The 23,912-nt window shown below is 68.2% G+C and carries 16 protein-coding genes; 4 read left to right on the top strand and 12 right to left on the bottom strand.

Annotation, left to right across the window (positions count from 1 at the left end; all coding sequences use genetic code 11):
* Nucleotides 1-174: 174 nt before the first annotated feature.
* Entirely contained in the window at nt 175-1,029 is an 855-nt protein-coding gene (locus tag FO470_RS09505; protein WP_144342679.1) for an RNA methyltransferase, read from the bottom strand.
* Between the two features lie 292 nt (nt 1,030-1,321).
* Here FO470_RS09505 and FO470_RS09500 point away from each other — a divergent pair, with 292 nt between their 5' ends.
* On the top strand, nt 1,322-2,533 hold the full coding sequence (locus tag FO470_RS09500; RefSeq protein ID WP_144342678.1) for an NADP-dependent isocitrate dehydrogenase: 1,212 nt from the start codon (nt 1,322-1,324) through the stop codon (nt 2,531-2,533).
* An 87-nt stretch (nt 2,534-2,620) separates the two neighbouring features.
* On the opposite strand, the gene FO470_RS09495 is transcribed toward FO470_RS09500, so the two are convergent.
* From FO470_RS09495 to FO470_RS09445, 11 genes are all read right to left on the bottom strand, one after another.
* Nucleotides 2,621-3,859, bottom strand: a complete 1,239-nt coding sequence (locus FO470_RS09495; protein ID WP_144342677.1) for a cyclic nucleotide-gated ion channel — start codon at nt 3,857-3,859, stop codon at nt 2,621-2,623.
* A 195-nt stretch (nt 3,860-4,054) separates the two neighbouring features.
* Nucleotides 4,055-6,706, bottom strand: a complete 2,652-nt coding sequence (gene alaS, locus FO470_RS09490) for an alanine--tRNA ligase (RefSeq protein WP_144342676.1) — start codon at nt 6,704-6,706, stop codon at nt 4,055-4,057.
* Nucleotides 6,707-6,976: 270 nt separating this feature from the next.
* The gene (recA, locus tag FO470_RS09485; RefSeq protein ID WP_144342675.1) at nt 6,977-8,062 is read right to left on the bottom strand and encodes a recombinase RecA; all 1,086 of its coding nucleotides are present in this window, start codon (nt 8,060-8,062) and stop codon (nt 6,977-6,979) included.
* Nucleotides 8,063-8,211: 149 nt separating this feature from the next.
* Nucleotides 8,212-9,195, bottom strand: coding sequence for a carbohydrate kinase family protein (locus FO470_RS09480; protein ID WP_144342674.1), 984 nt, complete (start codon nt 9,193-9,195; stop codon nt 8,212-8,214).
* A 30-nt stretch (nt 9,196-9,225) separates the two neighbouring features.
* Nucleotides 9,226-10,662, bottom strand: a complete 1,437-nt coding sequence (locus FO470_RS09475; protein ID WP_144342673.1) for a mannitol dehydrogenase family protein — start codon at nt 10,660-10,662, stop codon at nt 9,226-9,228.
* Between the two features lie 113 nt (nt 10,663-10,775).
* Nucleotides 10,776-11,774 carry an ABC transporter ATP-binding protein gene (locus tag FO470_RS09470; protein ID WP_144342672.1) on the bottom strand — a complete coding sequence of 333 codons (999 nt, stop codon included), beginning with the start codon at nt 11,772-11,774 and terminating at the stop codon, nt 10,776-10,778.
* A gap of 10 nt (nt 11,775-11,784) precedes the next feature.
* The gene (locus FO470_RS09465) at nt 11,785-12,615 is read right to left on the bottom strand and encodes a carbohydrate ABC transporter permease (RefSeq protein ID WP_144342671.1); all 831 of its coding nucleotides are present in this window, start codon (nt 12,613-12,615) and stop codon (nt 11,785-11,787) included.
* Between the two features lie 2 nt (nt 12,616-12,617).
* Entirely contained in the window at nt 12,618-13,490 is an 873-nt protein-coding gene (locus tag FO470_RS09460; RefSeq protein ID WP_144342670.1) for a carbohydrate ABC transporter permease, read from the bottom strand.
* 185 nt (nt 13,491-13,675) lie between these two features.
* Complete coding sequence (locus FO470_RS09455; RefSeq protein ID WP_144342669.1) at nt 13,676-14,995, bottom strand: ABC transporter substrate-binding protein; 1,320 nt, start codon at nt 14,993-14,995, stop codon at nt 13,676-13,678.
* Nucleotides 14,996-15,250: 255 nt separating this feature from the next.
* Nucleotides 15,251-16,210 carry a sugar-binding transcriptional regulator gene (locus FO470_RS09450; RefSeq protein ID WP_144342668.1) on the bottom strand — a complete coding sequence of 320 codons (960 nt, stop codon included), beginning with the start codon at nt 16,208-16,210 and terminating at the stop codon, nt 15,251-15,253.
* Entirely contained in the window at nt 16,207-16,899 is a 693-nt protein-coding gene (locus FO470_RS09445; protein WP_144342667.1) for an HAD family hydrolase, read from the bottom strand. Before FO470_RS09445 ends, FO470_RS09450 begins: the two co-directional genes overlap by 4 nt.
* 321 nt (nt 16,900-17,220) lie before the next feature.
* Between FO470_RS09445 and FO470_RS09440 the strand changes: the two genes are divergently transcribed.
* From FO470_RS09440 to FO470_RS09430, 3 genes are all read left to right on the top strand, one after another.
* On the top strand, nt 17,221-19,167 hold the full coding sequence (locus FO470_RS09440) for a sigma-54-dependent Fis family transcriptional regulator (protein WP_144342666.1): 1,947 nt from the start codon (nt 17,221-17,223) through the stop codon (nt 19,165-19,167).
* 194 nt (nt 19,168-19,361) lie between these two features.
* Complete coding sequence (locus FO470_RS09435) at nt 19,362-21,515, top strand: hydantoinase/oxoprolinase family protein (RefSeq protein ID WP_144342665.1); 2,154 nt, start codon at nt 19,362-19,364, stop codon at nt 21,513-21,515.
* A 37-nt stretch (nt 21,516-21,552) separates the two neighbouring features.
* Nucleotides 21,553-23,883 carry a hydantoinase B/oxoprolinase family protein gene (locus tag FO470_RS09430; protein WP_144342664.1) on the top strand — a complete coding sequence of 777 codons (2,331 nt, stop codon included), beginning with the start codon at nt 21,553-21,555 and terminating at the stop codon, nt 23,881-23,883.
* The last annotated feature ends 29 nt before the right edge of the window (nt 23,884-23,912 follow it).

The raw sequence follows: 23,912 nt of genomic DNA, 5'->3' as shown, positions 1-23,912 counted from the left end.
GACACGGCGGACGGCCCGGTTGACGAAGCGACGAGCGAGACGCCATGCCTGCCGGACGAACCGGAAACGGGAGAAGCCTCGATGCGCATCTGATGTCCTCCATCCCGGGCATCATTGTGGCGCATCCTGGTGAACGCTTCCTTATCTTGCCGCCTGTCCCCGCCAGTCCGCCGCTCAGCTCTCCGGCCCGGCCCCGCCTTCGTCCGGCGCCGCCTTCGCCGGCCGCTTCTTCCCGCCGAGCCGCGCGGCGGTACGCTCCTCACGGGTGCGCCGCCCCTCCACCAGCGCGGCCACCATGCCATGCAGCGTCGCGATGTCCTGACGGGTCAGCCCGACCCGGTGGAAGATGTTGCGGATGTTGCGCGTGGTGACCGGCTGCTTCTCCGGCGAGCGGAAGAACAGCGCCTCGTCCAGCTCGCGCTCCACATGGTCGAAGAAGGCGAACAGGTCCGCCTTGTCGGCGATCGGGTAGCGGTCCGGCTGCTGGAAGGGCAACGCCCCGCCGGAGGCCAGCTTGAACCACTCATAGGCGACGACCGCGACCGCCATGCCGAGATTGAGCGAGGCGAAGGCCGGGTTCACCGGCAGGGTCAGGATGACGTCGGCCAGCGACACCTCTTCCGTGTAGAGCCCCGTGCGTTCCCGCCCGAACACCAGCCCCACCGTCTCACCGGCTGCGATTCGCGTCGCCGCCTCCGCGGCCACGACATCCGCGCCGAGCACGGATTTCTGCATACCGCGCTCGCGCGCCGTGGCGGCGGCGACGAAATTGAGGTCCGCCAGCGCCGAGCGCAGGTCGGGAAACAGCTCGGCATTGTCGAGGATGCGGTCGGCGCCGGAGGCGAAGGTCACCGCCTTCGGATTCGGCCAGCCCTCGCGCGGATTGACGATGCGCAGCCGCGTCAGGCCGAAATTGCCCATGGCGCGCACGGCCGAGCCGATGTTCTCGCCGAGCTGCGGCTCGACGAGGATCACGACCGGCCCGCCCTCCTGCCAGGGCTTGGTGCTGTCGGTGCCGGCGCCGGGCATCGCGGTTCCTCGTTTCGTCATCCTGCGGAAAGGTCGCTGATATAGCCGCGCACGGCGCGCTTGCGAAGCACCCTGCCCGACGCGGCGCCACAGCCCGTTTCGCGATCAGGCATACCAGATGCCAGGAACCATTGGTGGAGAAGGGCCGCGCGCCTTGTCCTTTGGTCGAAATTTGGCCCGGGACCTGCTTTCCCTGTCCGGCATGGCAGGGTATCACCCGCCCATCCGGCGTCTGCCCGCGCGGACACGCGCCGCGACCCTCCGACAACGATTTCCGTGCGAGGTGAATTTCATGGCGAAGATCAAGGTGGCGAATCCGGTCGTCGAGCTCGACGGCGACGAGATGACCCGGATCATCTGGCAGTACATCAAGGACAAGCTGATCCATCCCTATCTGGACGTACCGCTGGAATATTACGACCTCAGCGTCGAGAACCGCGATGCGACCGGCGACCAGGTGACGATCGACGCCGCCGAAGCCATCAAGCGGGTAGGCGTCGGCGTGAAGTGCGCCACGATCACGCCCGACGAGGCGCGGGTGAAGGAATTCAACCTCAAGAAGATGTGGAAATCGCCGAACGGTACGATCCGCAACATCCTCGGCGGCGTGATCTTCCGCGAGCCGATCATCTGCAAGAACGTGCCGCGCCTCGTGCCGGGCTGGACGCAGCCGATCGTCGTCGGCCGCCACGCCTTCGGCGACCAGTACCGCGCCACCGACTTCAAGTTCCCCGGCAAGGGCACGCTGAGCATCAAGTTCGTCGGCGACGACGGCCAGGTCATCGAGCACGAGGTCTACAAGGCACCCGGCGCCGGCGTCGCCATGGCGATGTACAACCTCGACGAGTCGATCAGGGAATTCGCCCGCGCCTCGCTCAATTACGGGCTGATGCGCAACTACCCCGTCTATCTCTCCACGAAGAACACCATCCTCAAGGCCTATGACGGCCGCTTCAAGGATATCTTCCAGGAGATCTACGAGGCCGAGTTCAAGGCCGAGTTCGAGAAGCGCAAGATCTGGTACGAGCACCGCCTGATCGACGATATGGTCGCCTCCGCGCTGAAGTGGTCCGGCGGCTATGTCTGGGCCTGCAAGAACTACGATGGCGACGTGCAGTCCGACATCGTGGCGCAGGGCTTCGGCTCGCTCGGCCTGATGACCTCGGTGCTGATGACGCCGGACGGCAAGACCGTCGAGGCCGAGGCCGCCCACGGCACGGTGACGCGCCACTACCGCGAGCACCAGAAGGGCAAGGAGACCTCGACCAACTCCATCGCCTCGATCTTCGCCTGGACGCGCGGCCTCGCCCATCGCGCCAAGCTCGACAACAACGCCGACCTCGCCGCCTTCGCCTCCACGCTGGAGAAGGTGTGCGTGGACACGGTGGAGAGCGGCGACATGACCAAGGACCTCGCCCTGCTCGTCGGCGCCGACCAGAAGTGGCTCTCGACCACCGGCTTCCTCGACAAGATCTCCGAGAACCTCGGCAAGGCCCTCGCCTGAGCAGGACCCGCGCCTGACCTGCACGCTTCACCCGGGACGCGCCGCGCGCCCCGGGTCCTTCCCAAGGCCCCTCCCCGCGTCGGCCACTCAGGCGCCCTTTATCTCGTCGTCGGCGATATCGGCACTGCGGCGCAGCGCCCGCGGCCCTTCCTCGTCCCGAGCCATGGCCTGGATGCGCTCGCCGATCGCCGGATGCCGCCGGATCACGTCGGCAAGATCGTCCGCTCCCAGCATAAGCAGCATGCAGCGCGTATGCGCCCGCGCCGTCGCGGCGCGGCGGGCCGAGTGCAGCAGCGCCATCTCGCCGAAGAACTGCCCCTCGCCGAGGATCATCACCTCGTCCGGAAATTCCAGCGCCACCTCGCCCGAGGCGATGAAATACATCGACCGCGCCACGTCGCCGCGCCGGGCGACGATCTCGCCGGGCTGCGCGGTATGGGCCGAGAGCGCCTTGTGGATCTCGCCGATGCCGGCGGCGTCGAGGTCGGCGAACAGCGGCACGCGCGCCACCATGCCCCAGGTGATGATGAAGTCGCGCCGCTTGATCACGTCGACGAAGGAGGTCGCGATGATGCCGACCGGCAGCGCGATCATGACGATGCCGGTGATCATGGTGAGGCCCGCGACCACACGCCCCGGCACCGTCACGGGATAGACGTCGCCATAGCCGACCGTCGTCACCGTCGCCATCGCCCACCACATCGCCGCCGGGATGGAGCCCAGATGGTCAGGCTGCACGCTTCCCTCGGCCACGTACATGGCCGACGCTGACAGCAGAACCGCCGCCACCAGCAGCCAGAAACAGGCGACGAGCGACTGGCGCTCGCGGTACAGCACCTCCAGCAGGGACTGCATGCCCGGCGAATAGCGCGCGAGCTTGATGAAGCGCACCAGCCGCAGGATCGCCAGCGTGCGCAGGTTCACGCCGAACATCGCCGAGACCACGAAGGGCAGCCAGGCGAGCAGATCGATGATGGCGACCGGCGTCAGCATATAGCGCCACCGGGCTCGCCCCTCGGATAGGCCCCGATAGCGCGGGTTCTCCGGCGAAACCCAGACCCGCAGCAGATACTCGACGGCGAAGGCCGCCAGCGAGAAATGCTCGAACGCGCGAAACAGCACGTAGTCGCGCAGGAAGAGGCTCGGCACTGTTTCGAGCACCGCCGCGACCACGTTCAGCACGATGAGGACGATCAGGGCCAGATTGACCCGCTCCGCCCACCGGTCATCAGCGGCGTCGCGCTCGAGGATCTCATAGCAACGCCGTCGCCTGGCACGCTGCCACGCGCCCGAGAACCATTTTCCTTGATGCCTGCGGGCCGCCATGACGGCCTTCCCCCGACCGGACCCGCCCGGCAGCGCGGCCCTCGGCGCACTTCCCGGTCCGATGGGGGCATCGGGCCGAGCCAGAAATGCTCCGGCCTGTTGAAACGAGTGCTCGTTCCGTCCTGACACCTTTCATCCGGACGGAACGAGCACAACTGAAAATGCCCTCCCAGCGGCCAGGCCGCCGGCAGGAACCTAGCCGGCCAGAGCGCTCTCGATCGCCGCCAGCGCCTCGGCGGCGCGGCCGCCATCCGGCCCACCGGCCTGCGCCATGTCGCGCCGGCCGCCGCCGCCCTTACCGCCGAGCGCCTCGGCGCCGTGGCGAACCAGCGCGACGGCGTCATAGCGGTCGATGAGGTCATCCGTGACGCCGACCACGAGCCCGGCGCGCCCCTCGTCGGTCACCCCGACAATGGCGACGATGCCGGAGCCGATACGCTTCTTGCCCTCGTCGACGAGGCTCTTCAGGTCCTTCGGTTCGATACCCGTCACCTGCCGTGCCAGCAGCTTGATGGCGCCGATGGTGCGCGTCGGCTCCTCGCCGGCGGCGCCCCCGCCCATGGCCAGCTTGCGCCGAGCCTCGCCGAGCTCGCGCTCCAGCTTGCGGCGCTCCTCGACGAGTTGGGCAAGGCGCGCCTCGACCTCGCCGACCGGCGCCTTGAGCAGGCCGGCGGCCGCGTGCAGCGCCCGGCTCTCGCCGTTCAGGTGATAGCGGGCGGCATCGCCCGTCATCGCCTCGATGCGGCGCACGCCGGCGCCTACCGCGCTCTCGCCGAGCAGGCTGATGATGCCGATGTCGCCGGTGCGCGCCACATGGGTGCCGCCGCACAGTTCCACCGAATAGGGAGCGCCGTTGCCCGGATCCGTGCCCATGGACACGACGCGGACCTCGTCGCCGTACTTCTCGCCAAACAGCGCCCGCGCGCCCGACTCGATGGCATCGTCGACCGCCATCAGCCGGGTGACGACCGGCTCGTTGCGCAGCACGATGCGGTTGGCGATGTCCTCGACCTGCCGCAGCTCGGCCTCGTCCATCGGCTTGGGATGGCTGAAGTCGAAGCGCAGGCGGTCCGGCGCCACCAGCGAGCCCTTCTGCGCCACGTGATCGCCCAGCACCCGGCGCAGCGCCTCGTGCAGCAGATGCGTCGCCGAATGATTGGCGCGGACGGCCTGGCGGCGATCGCTGTCGACGACGAGCGCGAGGGCGGCGCCGACGGCCAGCGTGCCGCTCTCCACCTCCACCTCGTGCACGAAGACGTCGCCGAGCTTCTTCTGCGTGTTGACGACGCGCGCGCGCAGCCCGCCCTCGCCCGTCAGCACGCCGGTATCGCCGACCTGACCGCCGGATTCGCCGTAGAACGGCGTCTGGTTCAGCACCACGAGGCCGCGCCCGCCGGCCGGCAGTTCGCCGGCGCGGCGCCCCTCCGCGACCAGCGCGGTCACCGTGCCCTCCGCCGTCTCGGTGCCGTAGCCGAGGAACTCGGTCGGGCCGACATCCTCGCGCACGGCGAACCACACCGTATCCGTCGCCGCCTCGCCGGAGCCCGCCCAGGAGGCGCGCGCCTCGGCGCGCTGGCGCTCCATGGCGGCGTTGAAGCTGTCGACGTCGACGCCGACGCCGCGCGCGCGCAGCGCGTCCTCGGTGAGATCGAGCGGGAAGCCGTAGGTGTCGTAGAGCTTGAACGCCGTCTCGCCGGAGAACTTGGCGCCGGCATTGAGGCCCTCGCTCTCCGTCTCGAGGATCGACAGGCCGCGCTCCAGCGTCTTGCGGAAGCGGGTTTCCTCGAGCCGCAGCGTTTCCGTGACCAGTGCCTCGGCGCGCACGATCTCCGGATAGGCCCGGCCCATCTCGCGGACCAGCACCGGCACCAGGCGGTGCATGAGCGGGTCGCGGGCGCCGAGCAGCTGCGCGTGGCGCATGGCGCGGCGCATGATCCGGCGCAGGACGTAGCCGCGCCCCTCATTGGAGGGCAGCACGCCGTCGGCGACGAGGAAGGTCGAGGCGCGCAGATGATCGGCGATGACGCGGTGGCTCGCCTTCTGCGGGCCGTCCGCCGGTACGTCGGTCAGTTCCTCGACCGCGCCGGTGAGGGCGCGCATGAGGTCGATCTCGTAATTGTCGTGCGTGCCCTGGAGCACCGCCGAGATGCGCTCCAGCCCCATGCCGGTGTCGATCGACGGCCGTGGCAGCACGACGCGCTCGCCGCCCGGCAGCTGCTCGAACTGCATGAAGACGAGGTTCCAGATCTCGATGAAGCGGTCACCATCGGCATCGGGCGAGCCGGGCGGGCCACCGGGAATGTGGGAACCGTGGTCGTAGAAGATCTCCGAGCACGGGCCGCACGGCCCGGTGTCGCCCATCTGCCAGAAATTGTCGGAGGTCGCTATGCGCACGATCTTGGAATCGGGCAGGCCGGCGATGCGCTTCCAGAGCGAGAAGGCCTCGTCGTCCTCATGGTAGACGGTGACCATGAGCTTATCGACCGGCAGCTCGAATTCGCGGGTGATCAGGTTCCACGCGAACTCGATGGCGTTCTCCTTGAAATAGTCGCCGAAGGAGAAGTTGCCGAGCATCTCGAAGAAGGTGTGGTGCCGCGCCGTGTAGCCGACATTATCGAGGTCGTTGTGCTTGCCGCCGGCACGCACGCATTTCTGCGACGTCGCGGCGCGCGAATAGGGGCGCTTCTCGATGCCGGTGAAGACGTTCTTGAACTGCACCATGCCGGCATTGGTGAACATCAACGTCGGGTCGTTGCGCGGAACAAGTGGCGATGATTCAACCACTTGATGACCATTCTTCGCAAAGTAGTCGAGGAAGGTCGCACGTATCTCGTTAACGCCGCTCATTGAACCCGGATCCGCCGATGACACATTCGGCGCCGGTGGCACCGGCCCGCACAAGACGGTGCGGGCGCAACGGTTCTAACGACGCGCCAACACCTTGTCCAGAAAGCGCGACAGCACTGTCCTCGGCCCCTCCAGAACCGGGCCCCACTGGGCCGCGGCGCGCCATGCAACACCCTTCCCGGAACCCGAATCGGCGCCCTGCGAGAAGCGCGCCAGCTTCACTCCCACCGGTCGGAACACGCCGTCGGGAAACCGGGGGGAGACGACGCCTCAACCCTCGGCGTCGCCCTCGTCCTCCTCGCCGCCCTCGGCACCGGCGAGAATCTGCTCGGCGATCAGGCCGGCATTCTGGCGGATCGTCGCCTCGATGCGACCGGCGACCTCCGGGTTCTGGCGCAGGAAGTTCTTGGCGTTCTCGCGCCCTTGGCCGAGCCGCTGGCTGTCATAGGAGAACCACGCGCCCGACTTCTCCACCACCCCGGCCTTGATGCCGAGATCGATGAGCTCGCCCATCTTGGAGACGCCCTCGCCATACATGATGTCGAACTCGACCTGCTTGAAGGGCGGCGCCAGCTTGTTCTTCACCACCTTCACGCGGGTCTGGTTGCCCACCACCTCGTCGCGCTCCTTGATCGCGCCGATACGGCGGATGTCGAGACGGACCGAGGAATAGAACTTCAGCGCGTTGCCGCCCGTGGTGGTCTCCGGGCTACCGTACATCACGCCGATCTTCATGCGGATCTGGTTGATGAAGATCACCATGGTGTGGGAGCGGTTGATCGAGGCGGTCAGCTTGCGCAACGCCTGGCTCATCAGCCGCGCCTGCATGCCGGGCTGGTTGTCGCCCATCTCACCGTCGAGTTCGGCACGCGGGGTCAGCGCGGCGACCGAATCGACCACCAGCACGTCCACCGCGCCCGAGCGCACCAGCGTGTCGGCGATCTCCAGCGCCTGCTCGCCGGCATCCGGCTGGGAGATCAGCAGATTGTCGAGATCGACGCCCAGCTTGCGGGCATAGATCGGGTCGAGCGCGTGCTCGGCGTCGATGAAGGCGCACACCCCGCCCTTTTTCTGCGCCTCCGCGATGGTGTGCAGAGCGAGCGTGGTCTTGCCCGAGGATTCCGGCCCGAAGATCTCGACGATGCGCCCGCGCGGCAGGCCGCCGATGCCGAGCGCGATGTCGAGACCGAGCGAACCCGTGGAGACCGTCTCGATCTCCATGATCCGCTCGTTCTTGCCCAGCCGCATGATCGAGCCCTTGCCGAAATGGCGCTCGATCTGGGAAAGCGCGGCGTCGAGCGCCTTGGCCTTGTCCATGGAAGATCCTTCAACGAGTCGCAGAGTCGCTTGAGTCATCGCCGGGCTCCGGGCTGCACGCAAGAGGATGAATAGGGTTTCGGATAAGTTGGTGCAGTTGTACCCGGTTTGTTCGATGTTCGCAATATGTTCTCATCAAGTTCCTTCGAGGCGGTTTCCGGTGCGATCGGCCCGCGCCGCCCCACCCCTCACTCCCCTTCGAGGATCTCGCTACGCCAGGGCGGGTTGGCGCCCGCGCGGGTGACGGAGACGGCGGCGGCGCGGGCGGCGAAGGCGAGCGCGGCCTGCAGCGTCGCGGGCGGCAGCGCCGCCAGCCGATCCGGCGCCAGCGCGCCGGCCTCCGCCAGCGCCGACAGGAAGCCGGCGTTGAAGGTGTCCCCCGCCCCCACCGTATCCGCCACGGTGACGGCCGGCGCCGCCACGGACACCTCGATGTCGCCCCCCTGCGCGTCGCGGCAGAAGGCGCGCGCGCCACGGGCGCCCAGCGTGACCAGCACCAGACGCGGGCCCAGCGCCTGCACCCGGCGCGCCTGGGTGGCGAGGTCGCCCGGCCCGGTCAGCCAGAACAGGTCCTCGTCGGAGAGCTTCACCACATGGCTGAGGCGGATGAGGCGGTCGATGCGGGCGCGATAGGCCGCTTCGTCGCGGATGAAGCCGGGGCGGATGTTCGGGTCGAGCATGATCAGCCGCCCCCGGCCGTCCGCCGCGACCCGGCCCGCCAGCGCTTCCATCGCGCTACCGACAGGCTCGCCGACCAGGCTGATGCCGCCCAGGAACAGCGCCCCCACCTCCTCCGGCACCTCGGGCACGTCATCCGGGGCGAGCAGGCGGCCGGCGGTGTTCTCGTCGAGGAAGAGATAGCGCGCCTGGCCCTCGACCAGGGTGACGAAGGCGAGCGTGGTGGGCCGGTCGACCGGGCGGCACAGGCGGGTATCGACGCCGGCGGCGTCGAGGGCGGCGCGCAGCTGGTCGCCGAACAGGTCGGTCGAGAGGCCGTACCAGAACAGCGTGGGGGTGCCGAGGCGGGCGGCGGCTATGGCGGTGTTGAACACCGCCCCGCCGGGCAGCGGCAGGAAGGCCCGCCCCTCCGGCGTGTCGCGCGGCACCATGTCGATCAGCGCCTCTCCCGCGCACAGAAGCGCCGGCGAGCGGGGCGAAGACGAAGCGGGCATGGGAATTACCGTCCTGGAATGAAGGGAGGCTCAGCCGGCGAGATAGTCGGTCAGCACGGCCCGCGTACCACGGCTCCACAGCGCGTCGAGCGCCGCGGAGAAGGCCGCCACCACTTCCACATCCGCTCCGAGATTGCCATAGACATCCTGCATGCTGAACCACACCGAAGGATCGGCCTTGGCCGCCCGCGCCCGCGCCGAGAGTTCGTCCCAGTTCGGGTCGTTCGGGGCGATGGCTGCGCCGCTGTCGGTCACGCCCGCGCAATAGCGGCACCACAGCGCCGAGGCGAGGATCAGCCCCTTGGGAAGCCTCCCCGTGGCGCGGTTGTCGCGGATCGAGGGCACGATGAATTTCGGCTGCCGGTTGGAGCCGTCGAGGCACAGGCGCCGCACCGTGTCCGCCACCTCGGGATTGGAGAAGCGGGCGCGGATCACGCGATAGTAGTCGCCGAGGTCGGTGTCCGGCACGGGCGGCACGATCGGGATGATCTCCTCGCGCTCCAGCCGGTCGAGGAAGGCCACGATCAGCGGCTCCTCCATCGCCTCGTGGACGAGATCGATGTCCATCAGCCCGCCGGGATAGGCGATGATCGCGTGGCCGCCGTTGAGGATGCGGATCTTCATCGTCTCATAGGCATGGACGTGATCGGTGAACACCACGCCCACCTTCTCCAGCGCCGGGCGGCCGGCCGGGAAGCGGTCTTCCAGCACCCACTGCCGGAACGGCTCGCAGGTCACGGGCGCCGGATCGGCGATGCCGAAGGCGGCGGCCATGGCCCGCTCGCGCTCGCCCGTCGCGGGGGTGATGCGGTCGACCATCCCGTTCGGGAAGGCGACATGGGCGTCGACCCATGCCGCCAGCTCCGGGTCGAACAGCCGGGCGAGGCCGACGACCACCTGGCGGGTCACGCTGCCATTGCCCGGCAGGTTGTCGCAGGACATCACCGTGAAGGGCGCTATGCCGGCGGCGCGGCGGGCCTTCAGCGCGGCGAGGATGGCGCCGAACGCCGTGCCGGGCGCGGACGGGTTGGCCGCGTCGGCGGCGATCTCCGCCGCGCCGGTGTCGAGCCGGCCCGCCGGGTCCATGAAGTAGCCGCCCTCGGTCACGGTCAGGCTGACGATGCGGATTTCCGGCTTCGCCATGGCGGCGATCAGCGCGGCGTTGCCGATCTCCACCGGCAGGAAATCGATCATCGCGCCGACCCGCCGCGCCCGACGGCCGGCCGGATCGAGCTCGATGACGGTCGACAAGCAGTCCTGCGCCAGAAGCGCCTCGCGCATGCGCGCGTCCGCCGGCCGCACCCCGGCGCCGATGATCGCCCAGTCATGGTCCTCGCCGAGCGCGAACAGGTCGTCGAGATAGACGGCCTGATGGGCGCGGTGGAAATTGCCCAGCCCGATATGGACGATGCCCGGCGTCAGCGTCGAGCGGTCATAGGAAGGAAGCGATACGGCGGGGCTGCTCATTGTCGTGCCATTCGGGTTGTCGCCGTCCGCGCCGGGGCGCCGGGCGACGCAGGGGTCGATCTCGGGAATGGGAGGGACGGCCGGGCCGCGCCCTCCCGTGTCACGTCACCGCGTCACGTCGCGGCGTTGCCCGCCTCGTCGAAGCGGTGGAGCTTGTCCGGCTGGGGGGCGAGGCCGACCGTGTCGCCGAAGGCGAGCGCCACCTCGCCGCTGGCGCGGACATTGATCTGCCCGACGCCCTCGACATCCACCTTCAGGAAGGTGTCGGAGCCCAGATGCTCGCAGAGCCCCACCCTGCCCTTCCACGGGCCGGCGGCGGCGATGTCGATATGTTCCGGCCGGATGCCGAGCGTATGGGCGCCGTGCTTCGCCGCCTCCGCCCCCTCGATGAAGTTCATCTTCGGGCTGCCGATGAAGCCGGCGACGAAGAGGTTGGCCGGCCGCCGGTAGAGCTCCAGCGGGCTGCCGACCTGCTCGATCCGACCGGCGTTCAGCACCACGATCTTGTCGGCCATGGTCATGGCCTCCACCTGGTCGTGGGTGACGTAGATCATCGTCGTCTTGAGCGACTGGTGCAGTTCGGAGATCTCCTGCCGCATCGAGACGCGCAGCGCCGCGTCGAGATTGGACAGCGGCTCGTCGAACAGGAAGGCCGCCGGCTCGCGCACGATGGCCCGGCCGATGGCGACGCGCTGGCGCTGGCCGCCGGAGAGCTGGCTCGGCTTGCGGTCGAGATAGGGCGTCAGGTTCAGCACCCTGGCCGCCGCCTCCACCTTGCGCTCCTGCTCGGCGGCGGGAACGCCGGCCATGCGCAGGGGAAAGGCGATGTTCTTGCGCACGCTCATATGCGGGTAGAGCGCGTAGCTCTGAAACACCATGGCGAGGCCGCGCCGGGCCGGCGGCAGGTCGGTCGCGTCGCGCCCGTCGATGGAGATATTGCCGGAGGAAACATCCTCCAGCCCGGCGATGAGGCGCAGCAGCGTGGACTTGCCGCAGCCGGACGGGCCGACGAAGACCACGAACTCGCCGTCGGCGATGCGCAGGTCGATCCCCTGGATGATGGAGACGCCGCCGAACGACTTCTTCACCTGGGACAGGACGATTTCGCCCATTGGTTTCCCCCTACTTCACGGCGCCGAAGGTCAGGCCGCGGACGAGTTGCTTCTGGCTGAACCAGCCGAGGATGAGGATCGGCGCGATCGCCATGGTGCTGGCCGCCGAGAGCTTGGCGTAGAAGAGCCCCTCGGGGCTCGAATAGCTGGCGATGAAGGCGGTCAGCGGCGCGGCGTTGGCCGCGGTGAGGTTCAGCGTCCAGAAGCTCTCGTTCCACGCGAGGATGACGTTGAGCAGCAGGGTGGACGCGATGCCCGGCACCGCCATGGGCGTCAGCACGTAGAGAATCTCGGAGCTCAGCGAGGCGCCGTCCATGCGCGCGGCCTCGAGGATCTCGCCGGGGATCTCCTTGAAGTAGGTGTAGAGCATCCAGACGATGATCGGCAGGTTCACCAGCGTCAGCACGATGACGAGGCCGAGCTTGGTGTCGAGCAGGCCGGTGTCGCGCGCCAGCAGGTAGATCGGCACCAGCACGCCGACCGCCGGCATCATCTTGGTGGAGAGCATCCACATCAGCACGTCCTTGGTCCGCTTTCCCGGCACGAAGGCCATGGACCAGGCGGCCGGGACCGCGACCAGGAGCCCGACCAGCGTCGAGCCGAGCGCGATCACCACCGAGTTCCAGAAATGGACGAGGTAGTCGGAGCGCTCGTTCACCGTCTCGTAGTTCTCCAGCGTCCAGTCGAAGAACAGGAACGAGGGCGGCGAGGCGATCGCCTCGGCCTCGGTCTTGAAGGAGGTCAGCACCGTCCAGAGGATCGGGAAGAAGATCAGCAGCCCGATGCCCCAGGCGAGAGCCGTAACGGCGGCCTTGCGGCCTTTCGAAACCTCGCGCGCCATGGTCAGGCCTCCAGGTTCCGGCCGATCATCCGCATGAGGAAGATCGCGACGATGTTGGCGAGGATGACGGCGACGATGCCGCCGGCGGAGCCCAGCCCCACGTCGAACTGCAGCATGGACTGCATGTAGACGAGGAAGGTGAGCGTGGTGGACGCCGTGCCGGGCCCGCCATTGGTCGTCACCAGGATCTCGGCGAAGACGGAGAGCAGGAAGATCGTCTGGATCAGCACGACGACGGTGATCGAGCGCATTAGGTGCGGGATGGTCAGGTGCAGGAAGCGCCAGAACCAGCCGGCCCCGTCCATCTCCGCCGCCTCCATCTGCTCCTGGTCGAGACTCTGCAGCGCGGTGAGCAGGATCAGCGTGGCGAAGGGCAGCCATTGCCAGGCGACGATGGCGATGATGGAGGCGAGCGGTGCCTCGGCGAAGAAGTCGAAGGGCTCCAGCCCGAGCCCGCGCGCCATGGAGGCGAAGAGCCCGTTCACCGGGTTCATCAGCATGTTCTTCCACACCAGCGCCGAGACGCTGGGCATGATGAAGAACGGCGCGATGACGAGGATGCGGACGATCCCCTGCCCCCACATCGGCTGGTCCAGCAGCACCGCCAGCGCCACCCCGCCGACCACCGTGATCACCAGCACGCCGAGCACGAGGGTCAGCGTATTGATCAGCGCCGGCCAGAAGGACGGATCGGTGAAGAAGTAGAGATAGTTCTCGAAGCCCGTGAACTCCTCCGTGCCTGGCATCAGCAGGTTGAAGCGCAGGAAGGAGAAGTAGACGGTCATCGCCAGCGGCACGATCATCCACAGGAACAGCAGGATGACCGCCGGGGACAGCATGAGCCGGCCTGCAGTGCGTGAGGCTTGCGTCGCCATGGACGGATACCTTGGCTGGTGCCGCTCGCGGGCGGGTCCCGCGGGTGGTGCGCAAAAGTGAGACCGCGACGGACGCGGGCTGGTCTCGTCTGCCGGCCTGCCGCGGCACGGGGGCGGGAATTCCCGGACCGCGGCAGCTCGGCCCGCCGGCGCGCGATGGCGCCGGTGGACGGGAATGCGAACGCCTACTTCGGATAGCCGGCGCGGGTCATTTCACGGACGGTCAGCGCCTGCGCGGCGGTGAGCGCCTGCTCCGCCTTGGACTTGCCGGCGACGGCGGCCGAGAACTGCTGGCCGACGGCGGTGCCGATCGCCTGGAACTCCGGGATCGCGACGAACTGGCCGCCCGTATAGGGCACCTGCTTCTCCGAGGGGTGCGCGGTGTTGGCGGATTCGATCGCCTTCAGCGTCATCTCGGCGAAGGGTGCGACCTTCAGATAGTCGGGGTTCTTGTAGAGCGAGGTCCGCGTGCCGGGCGGCACGTTGGCGACGCCTTCCTTCTCGGCCACCAGCTTGGTGTATTCGGGCGAGGTCGCCCAGGCCACGAAGGTCTTGGCCGCGTCCGCCTTGGTCGAGGTGGCGGGAATGGCGAGGTTCCACGACCACAGCCAGTTGCCGTGGTTCTTGCCGCCCGCACGGGTCGGCGCCGGCGCGAAGCCGACCTTGTCGGCGACCTTCGACTCCTTCGGATCGGAGATGAAGGAAGCGGCGACGGTGGCGTCGATCCACATGCCGCACTTGCCGGTCTGGAACAGCGCGAGGTTCTCGTTGAAGCCGTTGGAGGAGGCGCCGGGCGGGCCGTAGTTCGACATCAGCTTCAGGTAGGTGTCGAGCGTCGCCTTCCACTCGGGCTGGTCGAACTGCGGCTTCCACTGCATGTCGAACCAGCTTCCGCCCATGGAATTCACCATGGAGGTGAGGAACGCCATGTTCTCGCCCCAGCCGGCCTTGCCGCGCAGGCAGATGCCGTAAACGCCGGCGCTCTTGTCGGTCATCTTGGCCGCCGCGTCGGTGATGAAGTCCCAGTCGGGATTCTCCGGCATCTTGAGGCCGGCCTTCTCCAGCAGGTCGGTGCGGTACATCAGCATCGAGCTCTCGGCGTAGAACGGCACCGCATAGAGCTTGCCGTCGACGGTGAGGCTCTGGGCCACCTGCGGCAGCAGGTCGTCCTGCTGGTAGTCGGCGCCGAGATTGTCGAGCGCCAGCAACCAGTTCTGCTTGGCCCAGATCGGCACCTCGTAGTTGCCGATGGTCAGCACGTCGTACTGGCCGCCCTTCGAGGCGATGTCGGTGGTCACGCGCTGGCGCAGCACGTTCTCTTCCAGCGTCACCCAGTTGACCTTGATGTCGGGATGCTTGGCGTAGAAGTCCGACATGAGGCGCTGCATGCGGATCATGTCGCCGTTGTTCACCGTCGCGACGGTGATGGTCGTCTGGGCCGATGCGGTGCCGGCGAAGGCAAGCATCATCGACGCGCCCACGAGGGCGCGGAACGTAACGGTCATGACTCTCCTCCCTTGCGGCGAATTGAGCATTTCATCGCCTTGTGGGCAAATATTCACGTCACCCTGACGCCCGTCAACCCCCTTCCATGCTGCGGACGCGAGAGACCGGCGGCTGTCCATGCCCGTTCTGAGCTAGGGGGAAACGCTTCCACGGCAAGGCCGCGCACGCGCCCGGAGGGCGGCACGAGGGGCTTGCGCGCTTGTATGTGAATGGTGTTTGCCCATCAGGGCGGGAATGGCCCGCCCGGCGGGGCCTCAGCGCGCGAGAATGCCGATGGCCGTCGGCTCGTCGGTCACCAGCCCGTTGATGATGCCGGATTTCAGCGCCGCCGCGGCGGCGGCGATCTTCACCTCGCCGGCGGCGATCGCGATCACCGGACGGTCCGGGCCAGTCGGCGGCACCCGCACGCCGGTCATCCGCTGGTTGATCGCGAGGTCGAGGTAGCGCCCCTCCCCGTCGAAGATCCAGCCGGCGATCTCCCCGGCCGCGCCGACCGCCTGGATCTCACGCAGTTCGTCGGGGGTGAGGAAGCCGTCGGTCAGCAGCGGCGCGTCGTCGGTCATCTGGCCGATGCCGACGAAGGTCACGTCGGCCTCCTGCGCCAGCTCGCGGACCTTGCGCACCGCGCCGAGCGACTGGAGGACCGCATTCTCCGAGGGCGTGTCCGCCATCACCGGCACCGGCATCGGATAATGCGGCGCGTGGACCTTCTCGGCCAGCCGCATGATGACCTCGAAATAGGAGGCGGAGCCGTCCGGCGCGATGTTGCCGAGCAGCGAGACGAGCCGGTGCTGCGGCGCCTCGACCGGCGCCAGCGCCTCGACCATGCCGCGCAGTGCCCGCCCGGTGCCGAGCGCGATGACCAGCGAACGCGGTTCCCGCAGCACGCGCTCCATCTCCGCCGCCGCCGCCGGCGCAATCGCGCGCACGGGATCGCGATCCGGCCCCAGCCCGGGCATCACGCGGCAGCGCACGAGGCCGAAGCGCTCGCGCAGCGCCGCCTCCAGCGACTGGCAGGTCGCCAGATGGTGGTTCAGCCGCACATGGATGAGCCCGGCCGCCACCGCCCGGCTGACGAGTCGCTGGGCGCGCTGGCGGGAGACGCCCATCTCGGCCGCGATCTGGTCCTGCGTCAGGCCGCCCACGTAATACAGCCAGGCGGCGCGGGCGGCCTGGTCGTCGGTCGAAGGGTCGGCGTCGGGAAGAAGGCTCATGCGGGGTTCACTACGCCAGCGGACGGGTGGAACAGGTGAGGCAGCGCCGCCCTCAGCTCGGCGAAGCTCGCGAAACTGCGATGCGGGCGGCAATCGACGGGCAGCGGCACGTCCATATTGGCAAGGTGGCTGCCTCCGGTGAAGCGCCACACCTGCATTCCGGCGGCGAGACCCGCCAGCAGGCCGGGCACGCTGTCCTCCACCACCACGCAGGTGGACGGGTCGGCGCCCATGACCGCCGCCGCGTGGAGGAACAGGTCCGGCGCCGGCTTGCCGTGCGGCACCTCGCTGGCGGTGAAGGTCCGGCCGTCGAAATGCCGGTCGAGCCCGACCATGGCGAGCGAGGCGGCGAGCCGCGCCGGGCTCGACGATGTCGCGACGCAGGCCGGCACCTGCAGCGCCTCGACCGTCTCCATCGCGCCGGCCATTGCGGCAAGGTCGGTCCTGAACGAGGCCAGCAGCCGGCCGCGATAGCGTTCCTCGAAATCGTCTGGAAGCGTGACGCCGAAGCGCGCGCTCACCTCGGCCACGATCACCGGATAGGCCCGGCCGATGAAATGGCGCGCGACGAAGCCCATGTCGACGGCAACGCCGTGACAGGCCAGTTCGTCGATGAGCGCACGGGCGCTGAGAACCTCGCTGTCGATCAGCACGCCGTCGCAATCGAAGATGATGAGGGCCGGGCGCATGGCTAGCGATCTAGTCTTCATCCCGCCCGGCGTCCAGCGACGTGTATCCGGCGACCGGCGCGAAATCACATTTGCCGTCCGCCGTTTTGCTGTGCATTGCGCCGGAGCGCGAAAGCGTCCTACCTTCACCGCGCACGCGCCGAAGAAAGAAGCGCGGCATTAAAAGCAGACCTAGGACGGAGCGTTCGCGACCCGGACGTCGCATGGCCGGATCCTTTCTGTTCGAACCCGATCGGGATCCCGCGACATGCCCTCATTCTCCGCACGCCAACGGAGAACCGGGACATTCGGCGCTCCTCCTCTGCAGGGGAGGACAGCGGCATGGAGCAGAATGCGATCCGTGCGGCTTGGGAACGTTTCCTGAGTGACGGCGCGCCAGAGCTTGCCGGCGTGCCCCGTCCCTTGGCCGCGTCATGGGAAAGATCCCGCGCCGGGGGCATCGGCATCGAGCGCGCGCAGGCGCCGCTGGCGGCGGAACCCGAGATCTACCGGCGCCGCTCCGCCAACGCGGCGCTGCTGAACGTGGCGCGCCCGGCGCTCGAACGTTCCGGCCTCTTCCTCGCCGACGCCTCCTCCATGATGATCCTGAGCGACGCCAGCGGCTTCATCATCGAGACGGCGGGCGACCCGCGCGTCGTCGACCATGGCCGCCGCAACCATCTGGAAACCGGCGGGCGCTGGGACGAAGGCGTGATCGGCACCAATGCCATCGGCACCGCGCTGATCGACGGGCGGCCGACGGAGATCCGCGGTGCCGAGCATTTCTGCGAGGACGTGCAGCGCTGGACCTGCGCCGCTACGCCGGTCCGCCATCCGCTCGACCATCAACTGCTCGGTATCGTCGACATTTCCGGCCCCGTCGATCACTTCAATCCGCAGAGCCTCGCGCTGGCCGTCGCCATCGGTCAGGAGATCGAAGCCGGGCTGTATCGCACCGCGAAGCTCGAGCATGAGCTGCTGCTGCGCAGCTTCGTCTCGAAACGCTCGATCTGGCTGAGCGAGGAGATTCTCGTCGTCGACCGGCGGGGCTTCCTCGTGCACGCGGCGGATTCCGCCCGGCGCCAGTCCGATGCGGCGCCCGAGCGGCTGGCCGAGGAGGTCCGCCACCTCATCGGCGCTGCCGAACACGAGGCGTGGGAGGAGAATTGCCGCCACCGCTTTCCCAATGCCAGCGTGGAGATCGTCCGCTCGGACGGCGAGGCCATCGGCTGCCTGATCGTGATGCACCGCAGCCGCGGCCGCTCGTCCGCATCGGTGGAGAGCCCGCGCGAGGCGATCGAGCCGGAGATCGGCTTCGACCGCATCCTCGGCTCCAGCGCGCCGATGCGCGAGGCCCGCGAGCGGGCCCGCAAGCTGGCGGCCAACAGCCTGCCGATCCTCATCGAGGGCGAGACCGGCGTCGGCAAGGAACTCTTCGCCCGCGCCATTAGGAGCGCCAGCCCGGCCGCCAGCGGTCCCTTCGTGCCGCTGAACTGCGGTGGCATGCCGCGCGACCTCATCGCCAGCGAGCTGTTCGGCTATACCAAGGGCGCCTTCACCGGCGCCGACGAGAAGGGCCGCCCCGGCCGCATCGAGCAGGCGGACGGCGGCGTGCTCTGTCTCGACGAGATCGGCGAGATGCCACTCGACCTGCAATCCTATCTGCTGCGCGTGCTGGAGGACGGCGTGGTCTACCGGGTCGGCGACCATGTGGGGCGCCGGGTCAGCATCCGCATCCTCTCCATGACCAATCGCGACCTCGCCGCCGAGGTCGAGGCCGGCCGCTTCCGCCGCGATCTCTACTATCGCATCGCCGCCGCCCGCATCCGCATCCCTTCCCTGCGGGAGCGCGGCGAGGACGTCGTGACGCTGGCCGGCGGATTCGCACAGGCCGCCGCCGCGCGTCAGGGCCGGCCGGTCCCCGTCTTCGCGCCAGAGGTTCTGGAGCGCCTGCGTCACTATTCCTGGCCCGGCAATGTGCGCGAGCTGCGCAACGTCGTCGACGCGATGATCGCGCTCGCCGATGGCGACGTGATCGGCCTCGACGACCTGCCGCCCGAGCTCGACGGCCACGCCCCCCTCGTGCCCCGGCCCGGCGCGGCGGCGACGGATTTTCCGGATGCCCCTGCCCCCGCCGTTGACCTCAAGGCGACCGAGCGCGCGGCGATCCTCGCCCAGGTGGAAGCCTGCGGCGGCAATCTGACGGAGGCGGCACGGCGCCTCGGCATCGCCCGCTCCACCCTCTATCTGCGCCTCAACGGGTATCGCGGCGGCGGCACCGTCCGCTGAACACCGCCTCGTCCGCCGATCATCCGTCCGTCGTCCGACAATCGGACAGGATGCAAGCGCGAAGACACTCTTCGCGGTCGCGGTAAGTATCTGCGAATACTCGACAGGCAACGGCGCGCCGATACTGGCACGCCTTCTGCGTTCTCCCTGTGGCCCGGCTCGGCAGAAGCCGGCTGAACACCAGGAGGACGCCTGTGAACATCCATTCTCCGACCAACAGAAACGTGCAGGTGCTCGGCATCGACGCCGGCGGCACCATGACGGACACGTTCTTCGTCGATTCCGATGGCGACTTCGTCGTCGGCAAGGCGCAGAGCACGCCGCAGAATGAGGCCCTCGGCCTGATCGCTTCCAGCGAGGACGGCCTCGGCAACTGGGGCCTCTCGCTCGACGCCGCCCTCAAGCAGCTCCAGACCGGCGTCTATTCCGGCACCGCCATGCTGAACCGCGTGGTGCAGCGCAAGGGCCTGAAATGCGGCCTCATCGTCAATCGCGGGCTGGAGGACTTCCACCGCATGGGCCGGGCGATCCAGGCCTATCTCGGCTACGCCTATGAGGACCGCATCCACCTCAACACCCACCGCTACGACCCGCCGCTGGTGCCGCGCAATCTCACGCGAGGCGTGGTCGAGCGCATCGACATGTCCGGCACGGTGGTCATCCCGCTGCGCGAGGACAGCGTGCGCGAGGCCGCCCGTGAGCTGATCGCCGCCGACGTGGAAGGCATCGTCATCAGCCTGCTCCACTCCTACAAGAACCCGGCGCATGAACGCCGCGTGCGCGACATCGTCACCGAGGAGATCGGCAGGAGCGGCAAGACGATCCCGGTCTTCGCCTCGGCGGACTACTATCCGGTGCGCAAGGAGACCCACCGCACCAACACCACCATCCTCGAAGGCTACGCGGCGGAGCCCTCCCGCCAGACGCTGAAGAAGATCTCGGACGCCTTCAAGGACCGCGGCACCAAGTTCGACTTCCGCGTGATGGCCACCCATGGCGGCACCATCTCGTGGAAGGCCAAGGAACTGGCCCGCACCATCGTGTCCGGCCCCATCGGCGGGGTCATCGGCGCGAAATATCTCGGCGAGGTGCTGGGCTACAACAACATCGCCTGCTCGGATATCGGCGGCACCTCCTTCGACGTCGCCCTCATTACCCAGGGCGAGCTCACCATCAAGAACGACCCGGACATGGCGCGCCTCGTCCTGTCGCTGCCGCTGGTGGCGATGGATTCGGTGGGGGCCGGCGCCGGTTCCTTCATCCGGCTCGATCCCTACACCAAGGCGATCAAGCTCGGCCCGGACTCGGCCGGCTACCGCGTCGGCGTGTGCTGGAAGGAAAGCGGCATCGAGACCGTCACCGTCTCCGACTGCCACATGGTCCTGGGCTATCTGAACCCCGACAACTTCCTCGGCGGCGCGGTGAAGCTCGACCGCCAGCGCTCCGTCGATGCCATCAAGACGCAGCTCGCCGATCCGCTCGGCCTGTCGGTCGAGGACGCGGCGGCCGGCGTCATCGAGCTGCTCGACAGCGACCTGCGCGACTATCTGCGCTCGATGATCTCCGGCAAGGGCTACAGCCCGCAGAGCTTCGTGTGCTTCTCCTATGGCGGCGCCGGCCCGGTCCACACCTACGGCTACACCGAGGGTCTCGGCTTCGAGGACGTCATCGTGCCGGCCTGGGCGGCGGGCTTCTCCGCCTTCGGCTGCGCGGCGGCGGATTTCGAGTACCGCTACGACAAGTCGCTCGACATCAACCTCGCGCCCGACGCCCCGGCGGATCAGCGCGAGGCGGCGGCAAAGACGCTTCAGGCGGCGTGGGAGGAGCTCACCCACAACGTGCTGGAGGAGTTCAAGCTCAACGGCTACGCGCCCGAGCAGGTGACGCTGCAGCCCGGCTACCGCATGCAGTATCGCGGGCAGCTCAACGACCTCGAGATCGAGTCCCCGCTGCCGAACGCCTCGACCGCCGAGGACTGGGAACAGCTCGTCGACGCCTTCAACACCACCTATGGCCGCGTCTACGCCGCCTCCGCCCGCTCGCCGGAGCTCGGCTATTCGGTCACCGGAGCCATCATGCGCGGCGCGGTCCCGATCCCGAAGCCGAAGATCCCGAAGGAGCCGCTGGAAGGCGAGACGCCCCCGGAAGAGGCGAAGATCGGCACCCGCAAGTTCTACCGCAAGAAGCGCTGGGTCGATGCGCAGCTCTACCGGATGGAAGCGCTGCGTCCCGGCAACCGCGTGGTCGGGCCGGCCATCATCGAATCCGACGCCACCACCTTCGTCGTCCCCGACGGCTTCGAGACCTTCCTGGACGGCCACCGGCTGTTCCACCTCAAGGAAGTCTGACCGCCACGACAAGCCGAAAACCAGGAGGAAACCGAAGATGAACATCCGTGTTCGCGACAAGGATCTCGACGCGTCGACCGGCGGCATCGTCCGCGGCGGCGAAACGCTCAAGCAGCACCGCGACCGCATCATGGACGCGACCAAGCAGACCGGCTGCTACGCCGGTATGGAAACGATGGCGCTGCGCGACAGTCAGCCCATCCTCTACAACAAGCTGTTCTCGCGGCTGCGTGCCGGCGTGGTCGATGCCCGCGAGACCGCCAAGAAGATCGCCGCCTCGCCGATCGTCGAGCAGGAGGGCGAGCTCTGCTTCACCCTCTACAACGCCGCCGGCGACAGCATCCTCACCTCGACCGGCATCATCATCCACGTCGGCACCATGGGCGCGGCGATCAAGTACATGATCGAGAACGGCTGGGAGCATAACCCGGGCGTGCGCGACAAGGACATCTTCTGCAACAATGACTCGCTGATCGGAAACGTCCATCCCTGCGACATCCACACCATCGTCCCGATCTTCTGGGAGGGGGAGCTGATCGGCTGGGTCGGCGGCGTCACCCATGTCATCGACACCGGCGCCGTCGGCCCCGGCTCGATGGCGACGGGCCAGGTGCAGCGCTTCGGCGACGGCTACTCCATCACCTGCCGCAAGGTCGGCGAGAACGACACGCTGTTCCGCGACTGGCTGCACGAGAGCCAGCGCATGGTGCGCACCACCCGCTACTGGATGCTGGACGAGCGCACCCGCATCGCCGGCTGCCACATGATCCGCAAGCTGGTGGAGGAGGTGATCTCCGAGGAAGGCATCGATGCCTACTGGAAGTTCGCCTACGAGGCGGTCGAGCACGGCCGGCTTGGCCTGCAGAACCGCATCAAGGCGATGACCATCCCCGGCAAGTACCGGCAGGTCGGCTTCGTTGACGTCCCCTACGCCCATCCCGACGTGCGCGTGCCCTCGGACTTCGCCAAGCTCGACACCATCATGCACGCCCCCTCGGAGATCACCATCCGCGGCGACGGAACCTGGCGCCTCGACTTCGAAGGCTCCAGCCGCTGGGGCTGGCACACCTACAACGCCCATCAGGTGAGCTTCACCTCCGGCATCTGGGTGATGATGACCCAGACGCTGATCCCGTCGGAAATGATCAATGACGGCGCGGCCTACGGCACCGAGTTCCGCCTGCCCAAGGGCACGTGGATGAACCCGGACGACCGCCGCGTCGCCTTCTCCTACAGCTGGCACTTCCTCGTCTCGGCGTGGACGGCGCTGTGGCGCGGCCTGTCGCGCTCCTATTTCGGGCGCGGCTATCTGGAGGAGGTGAACGCGGGCAACGCCAACACCTCCAACTGGCTGCAGGGCGGCGGCTTCAACCAGTACGACGAGATCCACGCCGTGAACTCGTTCGAATGCGCCGCGAACGGCACCGGCGCCACCGCGGTGCAGGACGGCCTCTCCCACGCCGCCGCCATCTGGAACCCCGAAGGCGACATGGGCGACATGGAGATCTGGGAGCTGGCCGAGCCGCTCGTCTATCTCGGTCGCCAGATCAAGGCGTCTTCCGGCGGCGCCGGCAAGTACCGCGGCGGCTGCGGCTTCGAGAGCCTGCGTCTGGTCTGGAACGCCAAGGACTGGACCATGTTCTTCATGGGCAACGGCCACATCTCGTCCGATTGGGGCCTGATGGGCGGCTATCCGGCGGCCTCCGGCTACCGCTTCGCCGCGCACGATACCGGCCTCAAGGAGCTGATCGCCTCCGGCAAGCCGATCCCGCTCGGCGGCGACACCGATCCGCAGAACCCCGTCTGGGACGACCTGATCAAGGGCGCCGTCATCAAGCGCGACAAGCAGGCCATCACCACCGAGGAAATGTTTGCCGACTACGATCTCTACCTCAACTACATGCGCGGCGGGCCGGGCTTCGGCGATCCGCTCGACCGCGTGCCCCAGAGCGTGGTGGACGACCTCAACGGCGGCTACCTGATCGAGCGCTTCGCCCTCTCCGTCTATGGCGTGGTGGCGAAGAAGGAAGCGGACGGCGCCTATGTGCTCGACGCCCCCGCGACCGAGGAACGCCGCGTGGCGATCCGCAAGCAGCGCATCGCCACCTCGGTGCCGACGCGCGACTGGATGCGCGGCGAACGCGAGAAGATCCTCGCCAAGGATGCCGGCACCCAGGTCCGGCAGATGTTCGCCGCCTCCTTCAAGCTCGGGCCGCGCTTCGAGGCCGATTTCCGCTCCTTCTGGGACCTGCCGGAGAGCTGGATCCTGACCGAGGAGGAGATCGGCGTGCCGCATTACGGCTCGCGCTATTCCATGGACGTGTCCGAGCTGCCGGACGTGAAGACGGTGCAGTTCGTCGAGGAATGACGCCAGGCGGGCCGGCGGTCACGTCGGCC

This window comes from Ancylobacter moscoviensis (assembly GCF_007559435.1).
GTDB lineage: Bacteria > Pseudomonadota > Alphaproteobacteria > Rhizobiales > Xanthobacteraceae > Ancylobacter > Ancylobacter moscoviensis.
This window is presented reverse-complemented; position numbering and strand designations above follow the sequence as displayed.

Excerpts from the sequence above, each read along its gene's own strand:
- FO470_RS09505 (WP_144342679.1), bottom strand. The coding sequence starts at position 1,029 with ATGCCCGGCGCCGGCACCGACAGCACCAAGCCCTGGCAGGAGGGCGGG.
- FO470_RS09500 (WP_144342678.1), top strand. The coding sequence starts at position 1,322 with ATGGCGAAGATCAAGGTGGCGAATCCGGTCGTCGAGCTCGACGGCGAC.
- FO470_RS09495 (WP_144342677.1), bottom strand. The coding sequence starts at position 3,859 with ATGGCGGCCCGCAGGCATCAAGGAAAATGGTTCTCGGGCGCGTGGCAG.
- alaS (WP_144342676.1), bottom strand. The coding sequence starts at position 6,706 with ATGAGCGGCGTTAACGAGATACGTGCGACCTTCCTCGACTACTTTGCG.
- recA (WP_144342675.1), bottom strand. The coding sequence starts at position 8,062 with ATGACTCAAGCGACTCTGCGACTCGTTGAAGGATCTTCCATGGACAAG.
- FO470_RS09480 (WP_144342674.1), bottom strand. The coding sequence starts at position 9,195 with ATGCCCGCTTCGTCTTCGCCCCGCTCGCCGGCGCTTCTGTGCGCGGGA.
- FO470_RS09475 (WP_144342673.1), bottom strand. The coding sequence starts at position 10,662 with ATGAGCAGCCCCGCCGTATCGCTTCCTTCCTATGACCGCTCGACGCTG.
- FO470_RS09470 (WP_144342672.1), bottom strand. The coding sequence starts at position 11,774 with ATGGGCGAAATCGTCCTGTCCCAGGTGAAGAAGTCGTTCGGCGGCGTC.
- FO470_RS09465 (WP_144342671.1), bottom strand. The coding sequence starts at position 12,615 with ATGGCGCGCGAGGTTTCGAAAGGCCGCAAGGCCGCCGTTACGGCTCTC.
- FO470_RS09460 (WP_144342670.1), bottom strand. The coding sequence starts at position 13,490 with ATGGCGACGCAAGCCTCACGCACTGCAGGCCGGCTCATGCTGTCCCCG.
- FO470_RS09455 (WP_144342669.1), bottom strand. The coding sequence starts at position 14,995 with ATGACCGTTACGTTCCGCGCCCTCGTGGGCGCGTCGATGATGCTTGCC.
- FO470_RS09450 (WP_144342668.1), bottom strand. The coding sequence starts at position 16,210 with ATGAGCCTTCTTCCCGACGCCGACCCTTCGACCGACGACCAGGCCGCC.
- FO470_RS09445 (WP_144342667.1), bottom strand. The coding sequence starts at position 16,899 with ATGCGCCCGGCCCTCATCATCTTCGATTGCGACGGCGTGCTGATCGAC.
- FO470_RS09440 (WP_144342666.1), top strand. The coding sequence starts at position 17,221 with ATGGAGCAGAATGCGATCCGTGCGGCTTGGGAACGTTTCCTGAGTGAC.
- FO470_RS09430 (WP_144342664.1), top strand. The coding sequence starts at position 21,553 with ATGAACATCCGTGTTCGCGACAAGGATCTCGACGCGTCGACCGGCGGC.